The sequence below is a fragment of the Diaphorobacter sp. B2A2W2 genome (assembly GCF_056730635.1).
The window spans coordinates 362,276-379,771 of sequence record NZ_JBWZOR010000004.1; the positions used below are offsets into that span (position 1 = coordinate 362,276).

Annotated in this window: 19 protein-coding genes; 11 read left to right on the forward strand and 8 right to left on the reverse strand. The window is 67.9% G+C overall.

The genetic code is table 11. The features are described 5' to 3' along the window. Nucleotides 1–4: 4 nt before the first annotated feature. From AC1PPL_RS10285 to minE, 6 genes are all read left to right on the forward strand, one after another. Nucleotides 5–1,036, forward strand: coding sequence for an acyl-CoA dehydrogenase family protein (locus tag AC1PPL_RS10285; RefSeq protein ID WP_479973212.1), 1,032 nt, complete (start codon nt 5–7; stop codon nt 1,034–1,036). A gap of 109 nt (nt 1,037–1,145) precedes the next feature. Further along, nucleotides 1,146–1,934, forward strand: a complete 789-nt coding sequence (locus AC1PPL_RS10290) for a crotonase/enoyl-CoA hydratase family protein (RefSeq protein WP_479973213.1) — start codon at nt 1,146–1,148, stop codon at nt 1,932–1,934. A 57-nt stretch (nt 1,935–1,991) separates the two neighbouring features. Beyond that, nucleotides 1,992–2,615, forward strand: a complete 624-nt coding sequence (gene pssA / locus AC1PPL_RS10295) for a CDP-diacylglycerol--serine O-phosphatidyltransferase (RefSeq protein ID WP_011803534.1) — start codon at nt 1,992–1,994, stop codon at nt 2,613–2,615. A gap of 229 nt (nt 2,616–2,844) precedes the next feature. Further along, nucleotides 2,845–3,612 carry a septum site-determining protein MinC gene (minC, locus tag AC1PPL_RS10300; protein WP_479973214.1) on the forward strand — a complete coding sequence of 256 codons (768 nt, stop codon included), beginning with the start codon at nt 2,845–2,847 and terminating at the stop codon, nt 3,610–3,612. 53 nt (nt 3,613–3,665) lie between these two features. Beyond that, on the forward strand, nt 3,666–4,481 hold the full coding sequence (gene minD, locus AC1PPL_RS10305) for a septum site-determining protein MinD (protein ID WP_011803536.1): 816 nt from the start codon (nt 3,666–3,668) through the stop codon (nt 4,479–4,481). A gap of 5 nt (nt 4,482–4,486) precedes the next feature. Next, nucleotides 4,487–4,753, forward strand: coding sequence for a cell division topological specificity factor MinE (gene minE, locus AC1PPL_RS10310; RefSeq protein ID WP_011803537.1), 267 nt, complete (start codon nt 4,487–4,489; stop codon nt 4,751–4,753). A 76-nt stretch (nt 4,754–4,829) separates the two neighbouring features. Here the strand turns inward: minE and AC1PPL_RS10315 are convergent, their stop codons facing one another. Next, nucleotides 4,830–5,390: a flavin reductase family protein gene (locus tag AC1PPL_RS10315; RefSeq protein ID WP_479973215.1), complete on the reverse strand. Its 561-nt coding sequence runs from the start codon at nt 5,388–5,390 to the stop codon at nt 4,830–4,832. A 107-nt stretch (nt 5,391–5,497) separates the two neighbouring features. Between AC1PPL_RS10315 and AC1PPL_RS10320 the strand changes: the two genes are divergently transcribed. Together AC1PPL_RS10320 and AC1PPL_RS10325 are read left to right on the forward strand one after the other, a co-directional pair. Continuing rightward, the gene (locus tag AC1PPL_RS10320) at nt 5,498–6,280 is read left to right on the forward strand and encodes an alpha/beta fold hydrolase (protein WP_047350122.1); all 783 of its coding nucleotides are present in this window, start codon (nt 5,498–5,500) and stop codon (nt 6,278–6,280) included. 135 nt (nt 6,281–6,415) lie between these two features. After that, nucleotides 6,416–7,606, forward strand: a complete 1,191-nt coding sequence (locus AC1PPL_RS10325; protein ID WP_287741239.1) for an ABC transporter substrate-binding protein — start codon at nt 6,416–6,418, stop codon at nt 7,604–7,606. A gap of 12 nt (nt 7,607–7,618) precedes the next feature. Here the strand turns inward: AC1PPL_RS10325 and AC1PPL_RS10330 are convergent, their stop codons facing one another. Next, nucleotides 7,619–8,959 carry a D-amino acid dehydrogenase gene (locus tag AC1PPL_RS10330; RefSeq protein ID WP_479973216.1) on the reverse strand — a complete coding sequence of 447 codons (1,341 nt, stop codon included), beginning with the start codon at nt 8,957–8,959 and terminating at the stop codon, nt 7,619–7,621. A gap of 87 nt (nt 8,960–9,046) precedes the next feature. Here AC1PPL_RS10330 and AC1PPL_RS10335 point away from each other — a divergent pair, with 87 nt between their 5' ends. Together AC1PPL_RS10335 and AC1PPL_RS10340 are read left to right on the forward strand one after the other, a co-directional pair. After that, nucleotides 9,047–9,958: a LysR family transcriptional regulator ArgP gene (locus AC1PPL_RS10335; protein WP_011803542.1), complete on the forward strand. Its 912-nt coding sequence runs from the start codon at nt 9,047–9,049 to the stop codon at nt 9,956–9,958. A 70-nt stretch (nt 9,959–10,028) separates the two neighbouring features. After that, a complete protein-coding gene (locus AC1PPL_RS10340) occupies nt 10,029–10,661 on the forward strand; it encodes a TetR/AcrR family transcriptional regulator (protein WP_287803865.1) in 633 nt (210 codons plus the stop codon). Here the strand turns inward: AC1PPL_RS10340 and AC1PPL_RS10345 are convergent, their stop codons facing one another. The 3 genes from AC1PPL_RS10345 to AC1PPL_RS10355 all read right to left on the reverse strand — a co-directional run bounded on the left by AC1PPL_RS10345 (nt 10,662) and on the right by AC1PPL_RS10355 (nt 13,030). After that, nucleotides 10,662–11,084, reverse strand: coding sequence for a universal stress protein (locus AC1PPL_RS10345; protein WP_012655202.1), 423 nt, complete (start codon nt 11,082–11,084; stop codon nt 10,662–10,664). A 112-nt stretch (nt 11,085–11,196) separates the two neighbouring features. Continuing rightward, on the reverse strand, nt 11,197–12,042 hold the full coding sequence (locus AC1PPL_RS10350; RefSeq protein WP_479973217.1) for a metallophosphoesterase: 846 nt from the start codon (nt 12,040–12,042) through the stop codon (nt 11,197–11,199). Nucleotides 12,043–12,058: 16 nt separating this feature from the next. Continuing rightward, nucleotides 12,059–13,030: a LysR family transcriptional regulator gene (locus AC1PPL_RS10355; protein ID WP_047350125.1), complete on the reverse strand. Its 972-nt coding sequence runs from the start codon at nt 13,028–13,030 to the stop codon at nt 12,059–12,061. Between the two features lie 123 nt (nt 13,031–13,153). Between AC1PPL_RS10355 and AC1PPL_RS10360 the strand changes: the two genes are divergently transcribed. Then, complete coding sequence (locus AC1PPL_RS10360) at nt 13,154–13,594, forward strand: hypothetical protein (RefSeq protein WP_088887960.1); 441 nt, start codon at nt 13,154–13,156, stop codon at nt 13,592–13,594. Between the two features lie 178 nt (nt 13,595–13,772). On the opposite strand, the gene AC1PPL_RS10365 is transcribed toward AC1PPL_RS10360, so the two are convergent. From AC1PPL_RS10365 to AC1PPL_RS10375, 3 genes are all read right to left on the reverse strand, one after another. Beyond that, a complete protein-coding gene (locus AC1PPL_RS10365; RefSeq protein ID WP_012655206.1) occupies nt 13,773–15,644 on the reverse strand; it encodes a phosphoenolpyruvate carboxykinase (GTP) in 1,872 nt (623 codons plus the stop codon). Between the two features lie 334 nt (nt 15,645–15,978). Then, nucleotides 15,979–16,140, reverse strand: a complete 162-nt coding sequence (locus AC1PPL_RS10370) for a hypothetical protein (protein WP_012655207.1) — start codon at nt 16,138–16,140, stop codon at nt 15,979–15,981. Between the two features lie 106 nt (nt 16,141–16,246). After that, nucleotides 16,247–17,446 carry a threonine ammonia-lyase gene (locus tag AC1PPL_RS10375; protein WP_287927421.1) on the reverse strand — a complete coding sequence of 400 codons (1,200 nt, stop codon included), beginning with the start codon at nt 17,444–17,446 and terminating at the stop codon, nt 16,247–16,249. Nucleotides 17,447–17,496 lie beyond the last annotated feature (50 nt).

Consider the following 17,496-nt stretch of genomic DNA (forward strand, 5'->3'; position numbering starts at 1 on the left):
CGACATGAGCCAAGACAACGATCTGTTTGCCGACGCGGCCCGCCAGGTGCTGGCCGACCAGTGCACCCCCCCGGTGGTGCGCGCCATCGAATCCGGCGGGCGCGCCGCGCCCGCGACGCAGCTGCTGTGGGCGCAACTGGAGGCCACGGGGCTGGCCGACGCGCTGTTGCCCGAGGACGACGGCGGCGCCGGGCTGGGGCTGACACAGGTGTTCGGCGTGCTGGAGCAATGCGGCGCGCATGCGCTGCCGCTGCCGCTGGGCGAGACCATGGTGGCGCGCGCGCTGCTGGCCCAGGGCGGCGTGGCTCGCCCCGCCGGCAGCATCACGCTGGCGCGTGGCGAGCAGCTGCCGGATGGCGGCGTGCGCTGCGCCCTGGTGCGCGGCGGCCAGGTGGCCGATCACGTGCTGGTGCAGGCTGGCAGCGCCTGGCACCTGCTGGCCACGGCCGATGCGCAGGCTGCGCCCCAGGCGCTGGCGCTGGATGCCGCCCTGGCCTGGTCTGCTGCCCAGGTGGAGGCCGCGCCCGGGGTGCCGGTGGACGCCGCGCAAGACGCACGCACCCTGCAGGCCGCCGTGGTGGCCCCGCAGATGGCCGGCGCGTTGGGCGACGTGTTCCGCCGCACCCTGCAGTACGCCAACGAGCGCCAGCAGTTCGGCCGCCCCATCGGCAAGTTCCAGGCCATCCAGCACCAGCTGGCGGTGATGAGCGAGCATGTGTTCGCTGCGCGCATGGCTGCGCAGCTGGGCTGCAACGGCGCCGGTGTGCTGCCCGACCGGCTGCGTGTGGCCACTGCCAAGGCGCGCTGCAGCGAGGCCGCATTGGCTGTGGCCGAGTTCGCCCATGCCATCCACGGCGCCATCGGCTTCACCGCGGAATACGACCTGCAGCTGTTTACCCGCCGCCTGCACGCCTGGCGCCAGACGGCCGGCAGCGAGTCTTACTGGCACGGCGTGGCCGGCGAGGCGCTGCTGGCGCACGGCGGGCTGACGCTGGACCTCGTGCGCCGCATCACCGATGTGGAAATAGCGCTCTGAAAACCATAGCTGTTTGCGCACATCAATCAAGGAATTCAATGTGTTTTCATGTTGAAATCAAGCAGTGATGTGCGCTGGCAGCTCCTACTTTTGACTACGGAGAGACACCATGGCCTTCCTGACCATTGAACGCGACGGCGGCATCCTGACCGCCACCATGAACCAGCCCGAGACGCGCAATGCGCTCACCGGCAACACGGCCGTGCAGGAGTTCGTGCAGCTGTGCGACACCGTGCGCAAGGACGCCAGCGTGAAGGTGCTGATCCTCACCGGCGCGGGCCCCATCTTCAGCTCGGGCGGCAACGTCAAGGACATGCAGCGCTTCTTCGACGATGCGCTCACGCCCGACCTGATCCGCGAGGAATACCGCCAGGGCATCCAGCAGATCCCCAACGCGCTGTACCAGCTCGACGTGCCGGTGATCTGCGCCGTCAACGGCTCGGCCATCGGCGCGGGGCTGGACCTGACCTGCATGTGCGACATCCGCATCGCGGCCGAGAGCGCCACCTTCGCAGAAAGCTTCGTGCGCGTGGGCATCGTGCCCGGCGACGGCGGCGCCTGGCTGCTGCCGCGGGCTGTGGGCATGGCCAAGGCGTCCGAGATGGCGTTCACCGGAGAGGCCATCAGCGCCCAGGACGCCCTGGCCTGCGGCCTGGTGAGCCGCGTGGTGCCGGCCGACCAGCTCCTGCCCACCGCGCGCGCGCTGGCCGAGAAGATCGCCGCCAACCCCGGTGCCGTGATGCGGATGACCAAGCGGCTGCTGCGCGAGGGCGAGCACGCCTCGCTGGCCTCGCTGCTGGAGATCTCCGCCGGCTACCAGGCCATCGCCCACAAGACGGCCGACCACCGCGAGGCGGTCACCGCCTTCATCGAGAAGCGCGCCCCGCGTTTCCAGTAGACCGAATCAGCCATCGGCGGACAAGGAAAGGCCCGGCGGCCGTTCGATAATGCCGCCATGGCTTCTCCCCACAAACGCTTTTCGATGATCCGCGAGTTCCACCTCGCGGACTGGTTCACGCTGGGCAACGCGGTGTGCGGCGTCGGGGCGCTGTTCTCGTCGATGACCTATCTGGAAACGTCGGACGTGCGCCATGTGTACTTCGCCTGTGCGCTGGTGCTGGCGGCGCTGGTGTTCGACGTGCTGGACGGGCGCATCGCGCGCTGGCGGCAGAAAAGCTCGGCCATGGGGCGCGAGCTGGATTCGCTGGCCGACGTGATCTCCTTCGGCGTGGCGCCCGCCATCATCGCCTACGCCTGCGGCATGCAGGGGCTGTACGACCGCGTGGTGCTGGCCTTTTTCGTGGCCTGCGGCGTGTCGCGCCTGGCGCGCTTCAACATCACGGCCGAAACGCTGGCCGAGGGCCCGTCGGGCAAGGTCAAGTACTTCGAGGGCACGCCGATCCCCACCTCCATCGTGCTCGTGGGCCTGATGGCCGTGGCCGCCAGCGTGGGCGCGGTGCGCGGCCAGCTGTGGCTGGGGTCGGTGACGATCGGCGGCTTCACGCTGCACCCGCTGGTGCTGCTGTTCGCGCTGTCGGGCTCGCTGATGATCAGCCGCATCCGCATTCCGAAGTTCTGAGCATCCCCCCGCGGCGCTGGCGCACCTTTCCCCTTCTCTCGCCGCGCTGCGCGGCGGGAAGGGGGCGCAGCCGGTGGACTCGTGAAGCCAGATCCGCGGCGCCCAGGCCTGGGGTGCGCCCGGGTTCGCCGCACGTCCTGATACGGTGGCAGCGGCGCAGCGCAGGTACACTTTGCGGCTTCGAGGCGGCGCCCGTGCGCGGCGTCTTTTTTCCCATCAGAACCGCTTCATGGCCGTTGATACGGCGGGCCAGGCCCGCACCCACCTAGACCTCAAGAGTGCCCAGCTGCCCGTGGTGGCCATGGTGCTCAAGACCACCGACGTGGCCAGCATCGCCGCCGAGCTGGCTGCCCGCAGGGCCGACGACCCCGAATTTTTCGACAACGACCCGGTGCTGATCGACCTCTCGGCCGTGCAGGACGAGCCGCAGCCCATCGACTTCGCCGCGCTGGTCAAGACGCTGCGCAGCCACCGCACGCAGCCCGTGGCCGTGCGCGGCGGCAGCAGCGCGCAGAGGCAGGACGCGCACGACGCGGGCCTGATCGCCGCCCCCGACGCGCCGCCCCCGCGCATGCAGGCGCCGCGTGACAACACTCCCCGCGAGGTGGTCCACGAAGTCATCCGCGAGGTGGAGGTCGTGCGCGAGGTCCCCGTGCCCGCGCCGGCACCGGGGACCGTGGTGGTGGACAAGCCGCTGCGCTCGGGCCAGCAGGTGTATGCCCGCGGCTCGGACCTGGTGGTGATGGCCGTGGTCAGCTTTGGCGCCGAGGTGATCGCCGACGGCAACATCCACGTGTACGCACCGCTGCGCGGGCGCGCCATCGCCGGCGCGCGCGGCGACACCAGCGCCCGGATTTTCAGCACCTGCATGGAGCCGCAACTGGTCTCCGTGGCAGGCATCTACCGCACCACCGAGACCGAGTTGCCCGACAACGTGCGCGGCAAGCCGGCCCAGGTGCGGCTGGACGGTGAGAAGCTGCTCATCGAGCCGCTGTGACCGTCCCCCCCTTTTCTTACTCCACAGACCGCAACGCAAGGACCTCTCAGAACATGGCCAAAATCGTCGTCGTGACCTCCGGCAAGGGGGGCGTGGGCAAGACCACCACCAGTGCCGCCTTCGCATCGGGCCTGGCGCTCGCCGGCCACAAGACCGCCGTCATCGACTTTGACGTCGGCCTGCGCAACCTGGACCTCATCATGGGCTGCGAGCGCCGCGTGGTGTATGACCTGATCAACGTGATCCAGGGCGAGGCCAACCTGAACCAGGCCCTCATCAAGGACAAGCAGTGCGAGAACCTGTTCGTGCTGGCCGCCAGCCAGACGCGCGACAAGGATGCGCTCACGCAGGACGGCGTGGGCAAGGTGCTCAAGGACCTGGCCGACATGGGCTTTGACTACATCGTCTGCGACTCGCCCGCCGGCATCGAAAGCGGTGCGCTGATGGCCATGCACTTCGCCGACGAGGCGCTGCTGGTCACCAACCCCGAAGTCTCCAGCGTGCGCGACTCCGACCGCATCCTGGGCATGCTCAGCAGCAAGACCAAGCGCGCCATCGAAGGCGGCGAGCCCGTCAAGGAACACCTGCTGATCACGCGCTACAACCCCCATCGTGTGGAAGACGGCCAGATGCTGAGCCTGGAGGACATCCAGGACATCCTGCGCATCAAGCTCATCGGCGTGATCCCCGAGTCCGAGAGCGTGCTGCAGGCCTCCAACCAGGGCCTGCCCGCCATCCACCTGTCGGGCACCGATGTGTCCGAGGCCTACAAGGACGTGGTTGCGCGCTTCCTGGGCGAGGACAAGCCCCTGCGTTTCATCGAGGCGGCCAAGCCCGGCTTCTTCAAGCGCATCTTCGGCGGGAGGTAAGCGAGATGTCCCTGCTGTCCTTCCTGCTCGGCGAGAAGAAAAAGACGGCCTCGGTGGCCAAGGAGCGCCTGCAGATCATCCTGGCGCACGAGCGCAGCGGCCGCAGCGCCGGCCAGCCCGACTATCTGCCCGCGCTGCAGCGCGAGCTGGTGGCGGTGATCTCCAAGTACGTGAAGATCAACGCCGACGACCTGAAGGTCCACTTCGAGCGCCAGGACGACCTGGAAGTGCTGGAAGTGAAGATCGAACTGCCCGAGGCGACAGCCAAGTAACGGGCAGATATCCGGCCCGTTCCGCCCAGCCCCGAAGCGGCCGGGCGTGCCTGCGCCCCGGCGCAAGCCGGGGCGGCTATTTCTCCATCGGGCGGGCTACGGTGGCCGAAAGGCTTCCCAGCGGATGCTCCGTATAGAACACCCCCCCGTGGTACAGCAGGGGCGAGGCGCCTTCCCGGTGGCTGCAACGCTCCACCTGGCCGACGAAGATCGTGTGGTCGCCCTCCACGTACTGGCTGCGGTTGAAGCACTCGAACACGGCCGCCGCGCCGTCCAGCACCGGCACGCCGCTCAGTCCCAGGCGGTAGGCCACGCCGGCGAAGCGGTCGATGCCGCGCGTGGCGAACTGCTCGGCCAGGGCGCGCTGTTCCACCGTCAGCACATTGATGGCGTAGTGTGTGGCACGGGAAAAAGCGGGCAGCGACGACGTCTTGTGCCCCAGGCTCCACAGCACCAGCGGCGGCTCCAGCGACACCGAGTTGAACGAGTTTGCTGTCATGCCGATCAGCGCGCCGCCTTCCCCGCGCGCCGTGACGATGGTCACGCCCGTGGCGAACATGCCCAGCGCGTCGCGGAACTCGCGTGGCGTGAAGACGGGAGTTTGGCTGGAGGGCGGGTGGGGCAGGCGGCTGTTCACGAAGGGGGGCGGCGCCTTGGGCGCGCCGCGTAGGGCAATGGGAGGGCTATTATCAGTCTGCACCTGCGCGCCTGCAGCGCGCGTGCCCTGCGGCCCTGGACCCTGCGATGTCTCTTCTTCCACGCTTTTCCCTGCTCGGCTCCGGCCCTACCGTGTTGCTGCTGCACGATGCCGACGGCGATCACCTGGGCTTTGCCCCCACGCTGGAAACCCTGGCCGCCGCGGGCTACCGTGCCGTGGCATGGGACATGCCGGGCTATGGCGGCAGTGCGCCAGTGGAGCCCTACAACTTCAAGGGCCTGGCCCAGCGTGCGCTGCTGTTGCTCGATGCCCTGCGGTGCGAGCAGGTGGTGCTGGTCGGCCACGGCCTGGGGGCGATGCTGGCGCTGGAGATCGCCGTGCGGGCACCGCTGCGCGTGCGGCGGCTGGTGCTGTGTGCCGGCGGCCCGGCGCTGGACGAGGCCGCCACCGCCGTGTGGGTGGCGCCGCGCCTTGCGGGCCTGGACGATGGACGGGACATGGCCCGGCTGGCCGACCCTACCGTGGCGCGCGACGCCGGCCCCGGCGCGCTGCCCGAGGGGCTGCAGCTTGCACGGCACGCCATGGGCCGCGTGCCGCCCGCCACCTACCGCCGTGCGTTGGAGGCCCTGACGGCTTTCGCGCGGCGTGCGCCGGAACTTGTGCGCCTGCAGGTGCCCGCGCTGCTCATCGGGGGTGAGCACGACCGCTGCACTCCGCCCGAGGCGCTGCTCGCCCTGGCCCATGTGCTGCCCGATGCGCGTGCCGTGCTGCTGCCCGGCGTGGGCCACTGGCCGCAGCTTGAAGACCCCGAGGGTTTCGAGGCGGCGCTGCTGGACTTCCTGGCCGGCCCGGCGCCAGTGCTGCACTGAACGCGTGCGCGGTCCCTCACCGCAAATCGCTTACCCGCCCCTGACCGCGACCGCGCGCCGCTGCGCAATAAACCACATCGCGCGCCCGCGCTTTTGGTTAGGCTGGAGTGTTTTTCACAACATTGCGGAGACACGATGATGGCCATGAGACCCAGACACTGGGCAGGGGCGCTGGCGCTGTGGGCGTTGGCGGGCATGGCGGGCGCCCAGCCCGTGAAGGTGGGGGTCATCGGCCCCTTTTCGGGACCGTCGTCGGACTTCGGCACGCCCATGCTGCAGGGCATCCAGCTCGCGGTGGAGCAGTTCAACGCCGTGGGCGGCTACCTGGGCCGGCCTGTGGAGCTGGTGGTCAAGGACGACCAGGGCTCGCCCGACACCGGCCGTCAACGCTCGCAGGAACTGGCCAGAGAAGGCGTGGTGGCTGCCCTGGGCTTTTGCAACACCGGCGTGGCGATGAAATCGCTGGACGTGTTCCAGCAGGCGAAGCTGCCCTTGATCGTGCCGTGCGCCACGGGCACCCCCGTGACACGCACCTATCCGGCGGCGCAGAGCTTCATCTTCCGCACCTCGGCCCCCGACAACATCCAGGCGCCCTTCGTGGTGGAGGACATCCTGCGCCGCGGCTGGACGCGCGTGGCCCTCTTTGCCGACGACACGGGCTACGGCCAGGCCGGGCGCAAGGACGTGGAAGCGGCGCTCGCCGCGCACCAGCTCACGCCCGTGTACGCGACCAACTTCCCTCTGGGCGTGAAGAGCCTGGTGTCCCAGTTGCAGGCCGCGCGCGATGCGGGCGCACAGGTCATCTTCAGCTACACCGTAGGGCCGGAGAACGCCGTCATTGCCCAAGGCCGCAAGGAGCTGGGCTGGAAGGTGCCGCAGGTCGGCGGCTGGACGCTGTCGTTCCCGTTCTTCATCCAGGGCGGCAAAGACGCCGCCGAGGGAGCGCTGACGGCGCAGACCTTCATCGCCGAGCCCAGCAACGAACGCCGCGCCTCGTTCCTGAGCACCTACGCGCGCGCCTTCAAAGGCCGCCCGGCCGTGCCGATGGCGGCGGCGCAAGGGTACGACGCGGCCTACCTGCTGATGTATGCACTGCTGGGCATCCGCGACGGGCAGGTCAACGGCCCGGCCCTCAAGCATTCGCTGGAGAACCTGCAGCGCGTGTATTACGGTGTGGTGGCGACCTACGAGCGGCCCTTCTCGGCCGAGGAGAAAGAGGCCATCACCCCCAACATGCTGGTGATGGGCAAGGTGCAGGCCGGCGCGGTGACCTTCGCCTACCCCGAGGATGCCAAGCGCAACCTGCTGGTGCAGCGCAAACGCTGAGGTGCGAGCCGCTCAGGCCAGGCGCGGCGCCCCGTAGGCGGCAGCGGGCGTGTCGTCGCCCAGGAAGGCGAAGTCCATGGCTGGCCGCTCGCCGCTCAGCAACTCGGCCATGGCCTTGCCCGAGCCTGCGCCATGCGTCCAGCCCAGCGTGCCGTGGCCGGCGTTCACCCACAGGCCGTGCAGCGGCGTACGGCCGATGAACGGGATGTTGGTGGGCGTGGCGGGGCGCAGGCCGGTCCAGTACTGCGGATCGCCGCCTTCCTCGGGCGTGCGCGTGTCGCACACGCCGGGCAGGATGGTCTCAATGCGGCGCGACAGCATGTGGCAGCGCGCGTGCGCCACAGGGCTGTCCAGCGACAGGTCGTAGCCGCCCAGCTCGATGGTGCCGGCCACGCGCAGCACGTTGCCCAGGCGGCTCATGGCGATCTTCTTGCCGTCGTCGATGGTGGAAACCATGGGCGCGCCCTCCGGTTTGAGCAGCGGGAACGTGGCGCTGTAGCCCTTGCCGGGGTAGATGGGCAGGTGCACGCCCACGCCCCGCAGCAGCGGTGCGCTGTAGCTGCCGCATGCAACGACCACGGCATCGGCTTTCAGTATTTGGTCTTTTTGGCCTGTAGCGCTTTCCTGGCGAGCGCGAATAGCTATTGATTCAATAGCGTCGCCGGAGCGGTTCAGGCGCAGCACGTCGTGACCGTAGAGGAACTGCACGCCGCGCTCGGCGCAGCGGCGGGCCAGTGCCTGGGTGAATACGCGCGCGTCGCCGCTCTCGTCGGTGCTGGTGTAGGTGCCGCCGGTGATGCGGTCGCCGTAAGCGCGGAAGGCCGGCTCGATGGCGAGCAGCTCGTCGCGGCTGACCACGCGCCGCTGCACGCCGAAGCGGCGCATCAGTTCCACAGCATGGGCCGCGTCGTCAAAGGACTTCTGGTCGGTGTAGAAGTGCGCGATGCCGCGTTCCAGCCGGTGGTACTCGATGCCTGTGACGCGCACCAGCTCTTTGAGTGCGGCATGGCTGTAAGCGCCCAGCGCCACGATCTGCTGCACGTTGCGTGCGAAGGCCGTGTCGTTGCACTGCGCCAGGAACTTCAGGCACCAGCGCCATTGCTCCCAGTCCAGCTGGGGGCGAAACAGCAGCGGCGCTTCCTTGTCGAACATCCACTTGAGGGCCTTCCATGGCGCCTCGCGGTTGGCCCAGGGCTCACAGTAGCTCACCGAGATCTGCGCCGCGTTGGCAAAACTGGTCTCCAGCGCCGCGTCGGGCTGGCGGTCGACCACAGTGACTTCATGCCCGCGCTCGCGCAGATGCCAGGCGGTGCTAATGCCGATGATGCCGGCGCCCAGGACGATGGTTTTCATGGCGCGCAGTGTGCTGCGGCCCAATGAAAAACAAAAGCGTGATTAAACTTCTTCGGAATTCATCAGAATGACTAATGGATACCGACCGTGAGCACATTTGACCCCGCCGCATTGGAATGCCTGGCCGCCATCGTCGAAGAGGGCGGTTTCGAGCGCGCCGCGCGCCGCCTGAACATCACCCAGTCCGCCGTGTCGCAGCGCCTGCGTGCGCTGGAGGCGCAGGTGGGCTCGGTGCTCATCGTGCGCAGCCGGCCGCTCAAGCCCACTTCGGCCGGGCAGTTGTTGCTCAAGCACACCAAGCAGCTGCGCCTGCTGCGCGCCGACCTGGAGCGCGATCTGCAGGACCTCATGCCCAGCGGGCGCGGCGGCGGCCGCGAGGAAGAGCGCATCGCCATCGCCATCAACGCCGACAGCATCGCGACCTGGGCGGTGGACGCGCTCGGCGATCTGGTGCGCCAGCGGTTGCCGCTGGAGATCATTGCCGACGACCAGGACTTCACGCAGGAGTGGCTGCGCTCGGGCCAGGTGATGGGCTGCGTGACGACGTTGAAGAGCGCGCTGCGCGGCTGCCGCATGGTGCCCCTGGGCGCCATGCAGTACGTCGCCGTGGCCGCGCCGGAGCTGGCGCGCCGACAACTGCCGCAAGGGCTCACGGCGCACAACTTCCGCGACGTGCCTTTCGTCTCGTTCAACCGCAAGGACGATATGCAGGCCGAGTTCGTCACGCGCACCTTTGGCCTGAAACGCGTGTCGCTCAGCCGCGTGTTCGTGCCTAGTTCGGAGGGCCAGGTGCGCGCCGTGGCCGCGGGCTGGGGCGTGAGCGTGGTGCCCGAGCTGCTCGCGCGTCCCTGGCTGCAGCAGGGCCGGTTGGTGGACCTGGCGCCGGGCCATACGCTGCCCATCCAGCTGTATTGGCACTCATGGAACCTGGAGTCGGAAGTGCTGGATGCGCTGGCCGATGCGCTCACCAGCGCGGCGGCGCAGTACCTGTCGGCCTGACGGCACACGCGGATGGGGGTCTTTAGGGTTATCGGCCTGCGCGGGGTGAAGGCTCGCTAACATCGCCCGCATGAACACGTTGCAGCCGCCCCGTCCGTCCTTCAAGGAGCAGATGCTCCGGGCGCGCGAGGATGCCATCGTGGAGGCCGCGAGCCGCCTGCTGGGCGAAAAAGGCTTCGAGACCATGACCGTGGACGAGGTCGCCGCGGCCGTAGGCATTGCCAAGGCCAGCCTGTACAAACACTTTGCCGGCAAGGACGACCTGTGCTCGGCCGCCATGGTGCATGTGGTGGAGCGCCTGCAGCGCTTTCTGGCGGCACTGCCGGCCGAACTGGGCGCCATGCAGCGCCTGCACGCGCTGCTGTGCTGGACGCTGCAGTTGCAACTGGCCGACGAGGTGCCGCTGCTGCCCAGCCGCAACTCCGCGCTGGCCCAGGCGCTGCGCGCCTGCGACGCCTACCAGGCATCGATGCAGGAGGTGCATGCCTGCATCCTCGGCTGGATCGTCGAGGCGCAGGCCCAGGGACAGCTGCGGCGCGAGTTACCGCCCGATGTGATCCTGTGTGCGCTGCTGGCGCGCAATTCCGATCCCATGCTCGGCATGCTGCGCGACCGCGGCTATGCGGACGAGTGCATCATCGACTGGGCCGCGGACACCTGCCTGAGCGGCCTGGCGAGCGGCCCCGCCATGCGGGTGGCCTGATCAGCGCACCAGCAGTACCGGCACCTGGCAGTTGGCCAGCACCTGCGTGCTGACCGAGCCCATCACCAGCTTGCCCAGCGAGCCGTGGCCGTGCGTGCCCATGACGACCAGGTCGTACTTGCCGGACTCGGCCACCTTGGCGATGGTCTCGCCCGCCGGGCCCACCTTGGTCATGGTCTTGAGCTGCACGCCCTGACGCGCCATGAACTTCACGACGGGCGACAGCACCTTTTCGCCTTCCTCAGCGTGGTACTTGTCCACGACTTCCTTGCCGAGCGCGGCGCGCGCGCGGGGAGGCAACTGGGGCTGCACGGTGATGGCCGTGTAGGTGTGCGAGCTGCCCAGCATCTCGTCGTGAGCGGCCAGGTAGGCCAGCATTTTCTTGGTGTAGGTGCTGCCGTCGACAGCAAGCAGGATGTTCATTCGAAGTGCTCCGGAAACGAGAAATCAGACTAATCCGCGCCGGCGCCTGTTGTCTTGACTTCAGTCATATTTTTGATGCGGTACGCGGTGGCGGGCGCAGGGCCCGCACGCATCATACGGTGAGCACGCAGTGCGGCTGAAAGGTTGCCTGCTCCCCCTTGCGGGCATAGCCCAGCGGGTTGGCCACTATGCGGCAGCTCCAGGGCGTGCCGTCCACGCGGGCCCCGCGCACCAGGTAGTCGCTGGGGGCATGCAGATGGCCGTGCAGCCACAGCTGGGCGTGGGGCAGGCAATCGTCCAGCGCATTGCAAAACCCCGCTGTGCCCGGCACCAGGCCGTAGCGCGGATCGGCGCTGAGCAGACTGGGCGCGAAGTGCGTGACGGCCACCGTCGTGCCCGCGAAGGGCTGTGCGAGCGCGTTGCGTAGCCAGGCCTGGCAAACCAGGGCCTGTTCGCGCACCTCGGCTGCAAGGAAGGGCACACCCTGGCGGGTGCTGCCAGTCTTGGAGAGATAGAAATTGGCCGCGCGGAACGCCTTCTCGCGCCGCTGTAGTCGCTGGCCCGGGTCGGTGATCCCCGCGTGGTCGGCCAGCGCGTCGAAGTCGCTCCACAGCGTCGTTCCGACGAAGCGGACCCCCTGCAGCACCATGCTCTCACGCTCCAGCCAGATCAGCCCCAGCCGGTCGCAGATGCGGCGCAGGCGCGCATGCGCGGCGTCGAAGTCCTGCATGTCGTATTCATGGTTGCCAGGGACGAAGACCACTGGCGTGGGCCATCCGGCGTACTGCGGCAGAGGAGAGAAGCGCGCCAGGCCGAAGTCGTCGTCCGACAGCAGCGAGCCGGCCTGGTAAGAGCCGATGTCGCCGGCCAACACCAGGACATCGGCGCCAACGGCGGGGCTGGGGGTGAAATGCGGGTGGGCTTCCAGGTGCAGGTCGGACAGCAGTTGCAGCTTCATGGGTGAGTGGGACGGGTCAATCCTGGCGGTGGATGGGGGCGGGCGTGTTGCGCGCGGCGCGCGCAATCGCCTCGCGCAGCCAGCGGTGGGCGGGGTCGTGGTTGCGCCGGCGGTGCCACAGTGCGTCCACGTGCACGGGCGGCAGCGTCATGGGCAGCGGGCGCCACACCAGTTCGTCGCGCACGCTGGCCACGCCGACGAAGTGGCGCGGCAGCACGGTGAGCAGGTCCGTGGTGGCCACCACCCGTCCCGCGGTGAAGAACTGGTTCACGGTAAGCACGATGCGGCGTTCACGTCCCAACGCGGCCAATGCCCCGTCGATGAAGCCGAAGGGCTTGCCCGAGAAGCTCACCAGCAGGTGGCGCGCGGCGCAGTACAGGTCCAGCGTCATCGGCACGGCGGCCAGCGGGTGGTCCGCGCGCATCACGCACACGTACTGGCCATCGTAGAGGCGGGTGCTTTCGTGCGCCACCACGTTGTCCGACTGCGCCCGCGCCGTGAGGTCGGCCAGCACGGCGGGGAAGTAGCCCACGGCCATGTCGGCGCTCTCGTCGTCCAGCAGGCGGCGCGGGTCGCGTGTGGTCAGCGGCACCACGCGCAGCGAGACGCCGGGGGCTTCGCGTTCCACGATCTCGATGAGTGGCGGGATCAGCGTGGCACCCGTGGCGTCGGCCATCGCTAAAACGAAGGTCGTCTGTGCGGACGCCGGGTCAAAGCGCCCGGGGGAAAGTGTCTCCTGCAACTGTGCCAATGCGTGCCGTACGGCGGGCCACAGGGCCAGTGCCCGCGGCGTGGGCTCCACGCCGTGGCCGCGCCGCGTGACCAGCTCGTCGCCCAGCACCTCGCGCAACCGGCGCAGTGCGTTGCTCACGGCGGGCTGTGTGATGGCCAGTTTCTCGGCGGCGCGGGTCAGGTTGCGCTCGGCCATGACCTCGTCAAAGACGCGCAGCAGATTGAGATCCAGCGTGCGAAAGTTCAATGGCTGCATGCCGCAATCATCACACGGATGAATATGGGTGATTCAACATATAAATTAGACACAAACAAGGGTAAACCCTAGTATTGCTGCACCGCCCGGCAATTTCGCCAACAGTGGCGTACGAGTCGCATCATGACGAAGTTTGTACACATCGATGTTCCTGTCCAGCACCACGGCATTGCACGCATTGAAGAGGCCGCAAGCCATCTGAAGCAAACCGCTGCCCGCTTTGACGGCACCCGCGGCGCAACGTCGCTGCTGCTGGCGGCGCTGGTCGCCGCGCTGCTTGTCGTGGCCAACCAGGTCATGGACACCTGGAACGATGGCCACATGCTGGCCGGCTGGATGGTGATGTGGGTGATCGCTTTCGCGGGAATGGCGTTGCTGGCGGCACCTGCGCGCAGCGCGGTGCTAGGCCTGCGTGCCGCTGCCAAGGCTTGGTCGGACGCGCACCGGCGTGCGGCAGAGGACGAGCGCACCTGGAATGCCGCACTGCGCGACGCCCGCATCATGGCCGACCTGAGCCGTGCGATGAACGGCATCGCGGTGGACGATCTGCGCCGTTACCGCTGAACGGCCGCGCGGCGACACCGCGCCAACCGACAATAGGGCACCTTCGGGTGCCCTTTTTGCTATGTGCGCGGCAGCTTCCTCCGGGGCACATTCATGAAAAAACCCCGCGCCACAGATGTGGTCGCGGGGTTGTGTGTAGGCCCGGCTGAATTACACGCGCCGAGCCGAGGCAGGGCGGTCAGGCCGCCAGACGCTTCTCCAGCGCGGCCTTGGTGGCCAGCAGTTCCTGGGGCAGGTGGTAGGCCAGCTTGTCGAAATGCTCGGTGTGCAGCTTCAGTTCTTCGGCCCAGGCAGCCTTGTCGATGCTGGTCACCATCTTGAACTGCTCGGTGCTGAAGTCCAGGCCGGTCCAGTTGATCTCGGCGTACTGCGGAGCAATGCCGAACATGGTCGGCTCGCCTTGCGCCGTGCCCTCGATGCGGTCCAGCATCCACTTGAGCACGCGCATGTTGTCGCCATAGCCGGGCCAGACGAATTTGCCGTCCTCGCCCTTGCGGAACCAGTTGACGCAGAAGATCTTGGGCAGCTGGTGGCCGGACTCCTCCAGCTTGTGTTCCATGTCGAGCCAGTGCTGGAAGTAGTCGCTCATGTTGTAGCCGCAGAACGGCAGCATGGCGAACGGGTCGCGGCGCACGACGCCCTGCGCACCAAAGGCGGCGGCGGTGGTCTCGGAGCCCATGGTCGCGGCCATGTAAACGCCTTCCATCCAGCTGCGGGCCTCGGTCACCAGCGGCACGGTGGTGGAGCGGCGGCCGCCGAAGATGAAGGCGTCGATGGCCACGCCGGCAGGGTTGTCCCACTCGGGGTCCAGGGCCGGGTTGTTGGTGGCGGCCACCGTGAAGCGCGAATTGGGGTGCGCGGCCTTGGCGCCGGTTTCCTTGGCGATCTGCGGTGTCCAGTCCTTGCCCTGCCAGTCGATGAGGTGGTCCGGGAGCTTGCCGGTGTCCTTCTCCATGCCTTCCCACCACACATCGCCATCGTCGGTGAGGGCGACGTTGGTGAAGATCACGTCCTTGTCCAGCGAACGCATGCAGTTCGGGTTGGTGTGCATGTTGGTGCCAGGGGCCACGCCGAAGTAACCGGCTTCGGGGTTGATGGCGTACATCTTGCCGTCGGCATGGGGCTTGATCCAGGCAATGTCGTCACCGATGGTCGTGACCTTCCAGCCGGCGAAGCCGGCTTCCGGCGGCACCAGCATGGAGAAGTTGGTCTTGCCGCAGGCGCTGGGGAAAGCGGCGGCCACGTGGTACTTCTTGCCCTCGGGGTTGGTCACGCCCAGGATCAGCATGTGCTCGGCCAGCCAGCCCTGGTCGCGGCCCATGGTCGAGGCAATGCGCAGCGCCAGGCACTTCTTGCCCAGCAGTGCGTTGCCGCCGTAGCCCGAGCCGTACGACCAGATCTCGCGGGTCTCGGGGTAGTGGACGATGTACTTGACCTGGGGGTTGCAGGGCCAGGACGTGGTGTCCTTCTGGCCTGCGGCCAGCGGGGCGCCCACGGTGTGCATGCAGGGCACGAACTCGCCGTCGGTGCCGAGCACGTCATAGACGGCCTTGCCCATGCGGGTCATCAGCTTCTGGTTCACGGCCACGTAGGCGCTGTCGGTCAGTTCGATGCCAATGTGGGCGATGTGCGAGCCCAGAGGGCCCATGGAGAAGGGCACCACGTACATGGTGCGGCCAGCCATGCAACCGTCAAACAGCGGCTGCAGCGTGGCGCGCATCTCGGCCGGGGCCATCCAGTTGTTGGTCGGGCCGGCGTCTTCCTTTTTCTCCGAGCAGATGTAGGTGCGGTCTTCCACGCGCGCGACGTCCGACGGGTCGGACCACGCGAGGTAGCTGCCCGGGCGCTTGGCGGGGTTCAGCTTCTTGAACGTGCCGGCATCCACCAGTTGCTGACACAACTGCTCGTACTCCTGCTGCGAACCGTCGCACCAGTGGATGCGGGCGGGCTTGCACAGCGCGGCCATTTCGGCCACCCAGGCGATCAGCTTGGCGTTCTTGACGTATGCGGGCGCCTGAATGTCCAGGACGGGCATGGTGGGTGCGTTCATCGGGAAGGCTTCTTTGAAGTTGAAAAACAGTCTTTTCAAAGGAAGCGAACCGGGTCACGACGCACAGGCCCGCGCTGAACCGATCTGCGCGCTGCCTTTGAAAAAACCGCTGGGACTCAGTCGGCTGGCGAAACGGGGGTACCGCGGTGGCACCCCTGCACAGGTCGGCTGGGGTGACGATTTTATGAAGACGCCCCCGATTTGTCTGTCGGACAGGGGGCTAAATCATGCAAAAAACACATGACGTTATGCGCGTCATGGCGTCGGTGCAAAACGCGATCACCAAAAACAAAGCCCCGCAGAGGCGGGGCTGGGTGGCGAGCGGGCAGTGCGTTCAGGCCATGTACACCGCAATGAAGGCCAGCAGGAAGATCATGGCCGCACCCACCGCAGGGATCACGACGGGAATCAGATGCACCACGGACTCGGCGGCATCGGTGGCCGTGGCGGCCTCGACGTCGGCGGCGTTGGGGGCGATGGGGTGGTCATGGGCCATGGGTTCGGTCTCCTGTGGGGTCTGGTGCCTTGATGGGGGACAAGTGTAGCCACAACGCCCCCGCGCGTGCACGGGCCTTACCCGCACCCCGTACGGCATGGCGCTCTCAGCGCAACTCGGCTTCCATCTGCGCGGCGCGCAGCAGGTCCAGCACCTGCTGGATGTGGGCCTTGCCGCGCGTTTGCAGCACCAGTTCGATCTCCACGTTCTGCGCGGCCAGCACGGTGAAGGCGCGCTGATGGTGCACCTCTTCAATGTTAGCGCCCGCTTCGGCCACGAGGGCGGTGATGCGGGCGAGCACGCCGGGCACGTCGCGTGCGCTGACCATGATGCGCGCCAACCGGCCGGAGCGCACCATGCCGCGCTCGATGATGGCCGCCAGCAGCAGCGGGTCGATGTTGCCGCCGCTGAGCACCAGCCCCACCTTCTTTCCGCGAAAGCGCTCGGGGTGGCGCACCAGCGCGGCCAGCCCGGCGGCCCCCGCGCCTTCCACCAGCGTCTTTTCGATCTCCAGCAGCATCAGCACCGCCTGCTCGATGTCGCCTTCGTCCACCAGCAGCAGGTCATCCACCAGCCGGCCAATGACCTCCTGCGTCATCTTTCCGGGCTGGCCCACGGCGATGCCCTCGGCGATAGTTGACGCGCCCTGCGCGTGGTGCGTGCCCTTGATGGCATTCACCATGGCCGGGAAGCGCGCAGTCTGCACGCCGATGATCTCCAGGTTCGGCTTAATGGCCCGCGCCGCCGTTGCCATGCCGGCCAGCAGCCCGCCGCCGCCCACCGAAACCACCAGCGCATCCAGGTCGGGCTGGGCGGCCAGCATCTCCATCACCAACGTGCCCTGGCCGGCGGCCACGGCCTCGTCGTCGTAGGGGTGCACGAAGGTCAGGCCCTGCTGCTCCGCCAACTGGTAGGCGTGCTGGCGGGCTTCCTCCAGCGTGTCGCCGTGCAGCACCACCTCGGCACCAAAGCCGCGCGTGCGCTCCACTTTCACACCGGGGGTGAAGCGCGGCATGACGATCACGGCGCGCAGGCCCAGGCGCTGCGCGTGGTAGGCCACCCCCTGGGCATGGTTGCCCGCGCTCATCGCCACCACGCCGCGCTCGCGTTCTTGGGGAGTGAGCTGGCTCAGCTTGTTGCAGGCGCCGCGTTCCTTGAACGAGGCGGTGAATTGCAGGTTCTCGAACTTGAGGAACACCTGTGCGCCCACGATCTGCGAGAGCGTGCGCGATTCGACGCAGGGGGTTTCCAGCACCTGGCCGCGCAGGCGCTCAGCGGCGTGCTGGATGTCTTGGAAGGTCAGCATGGTGCATTGTGGCGCAGCGCGCCAGGTGAAGCAGTTTTGCTATTGTAAAA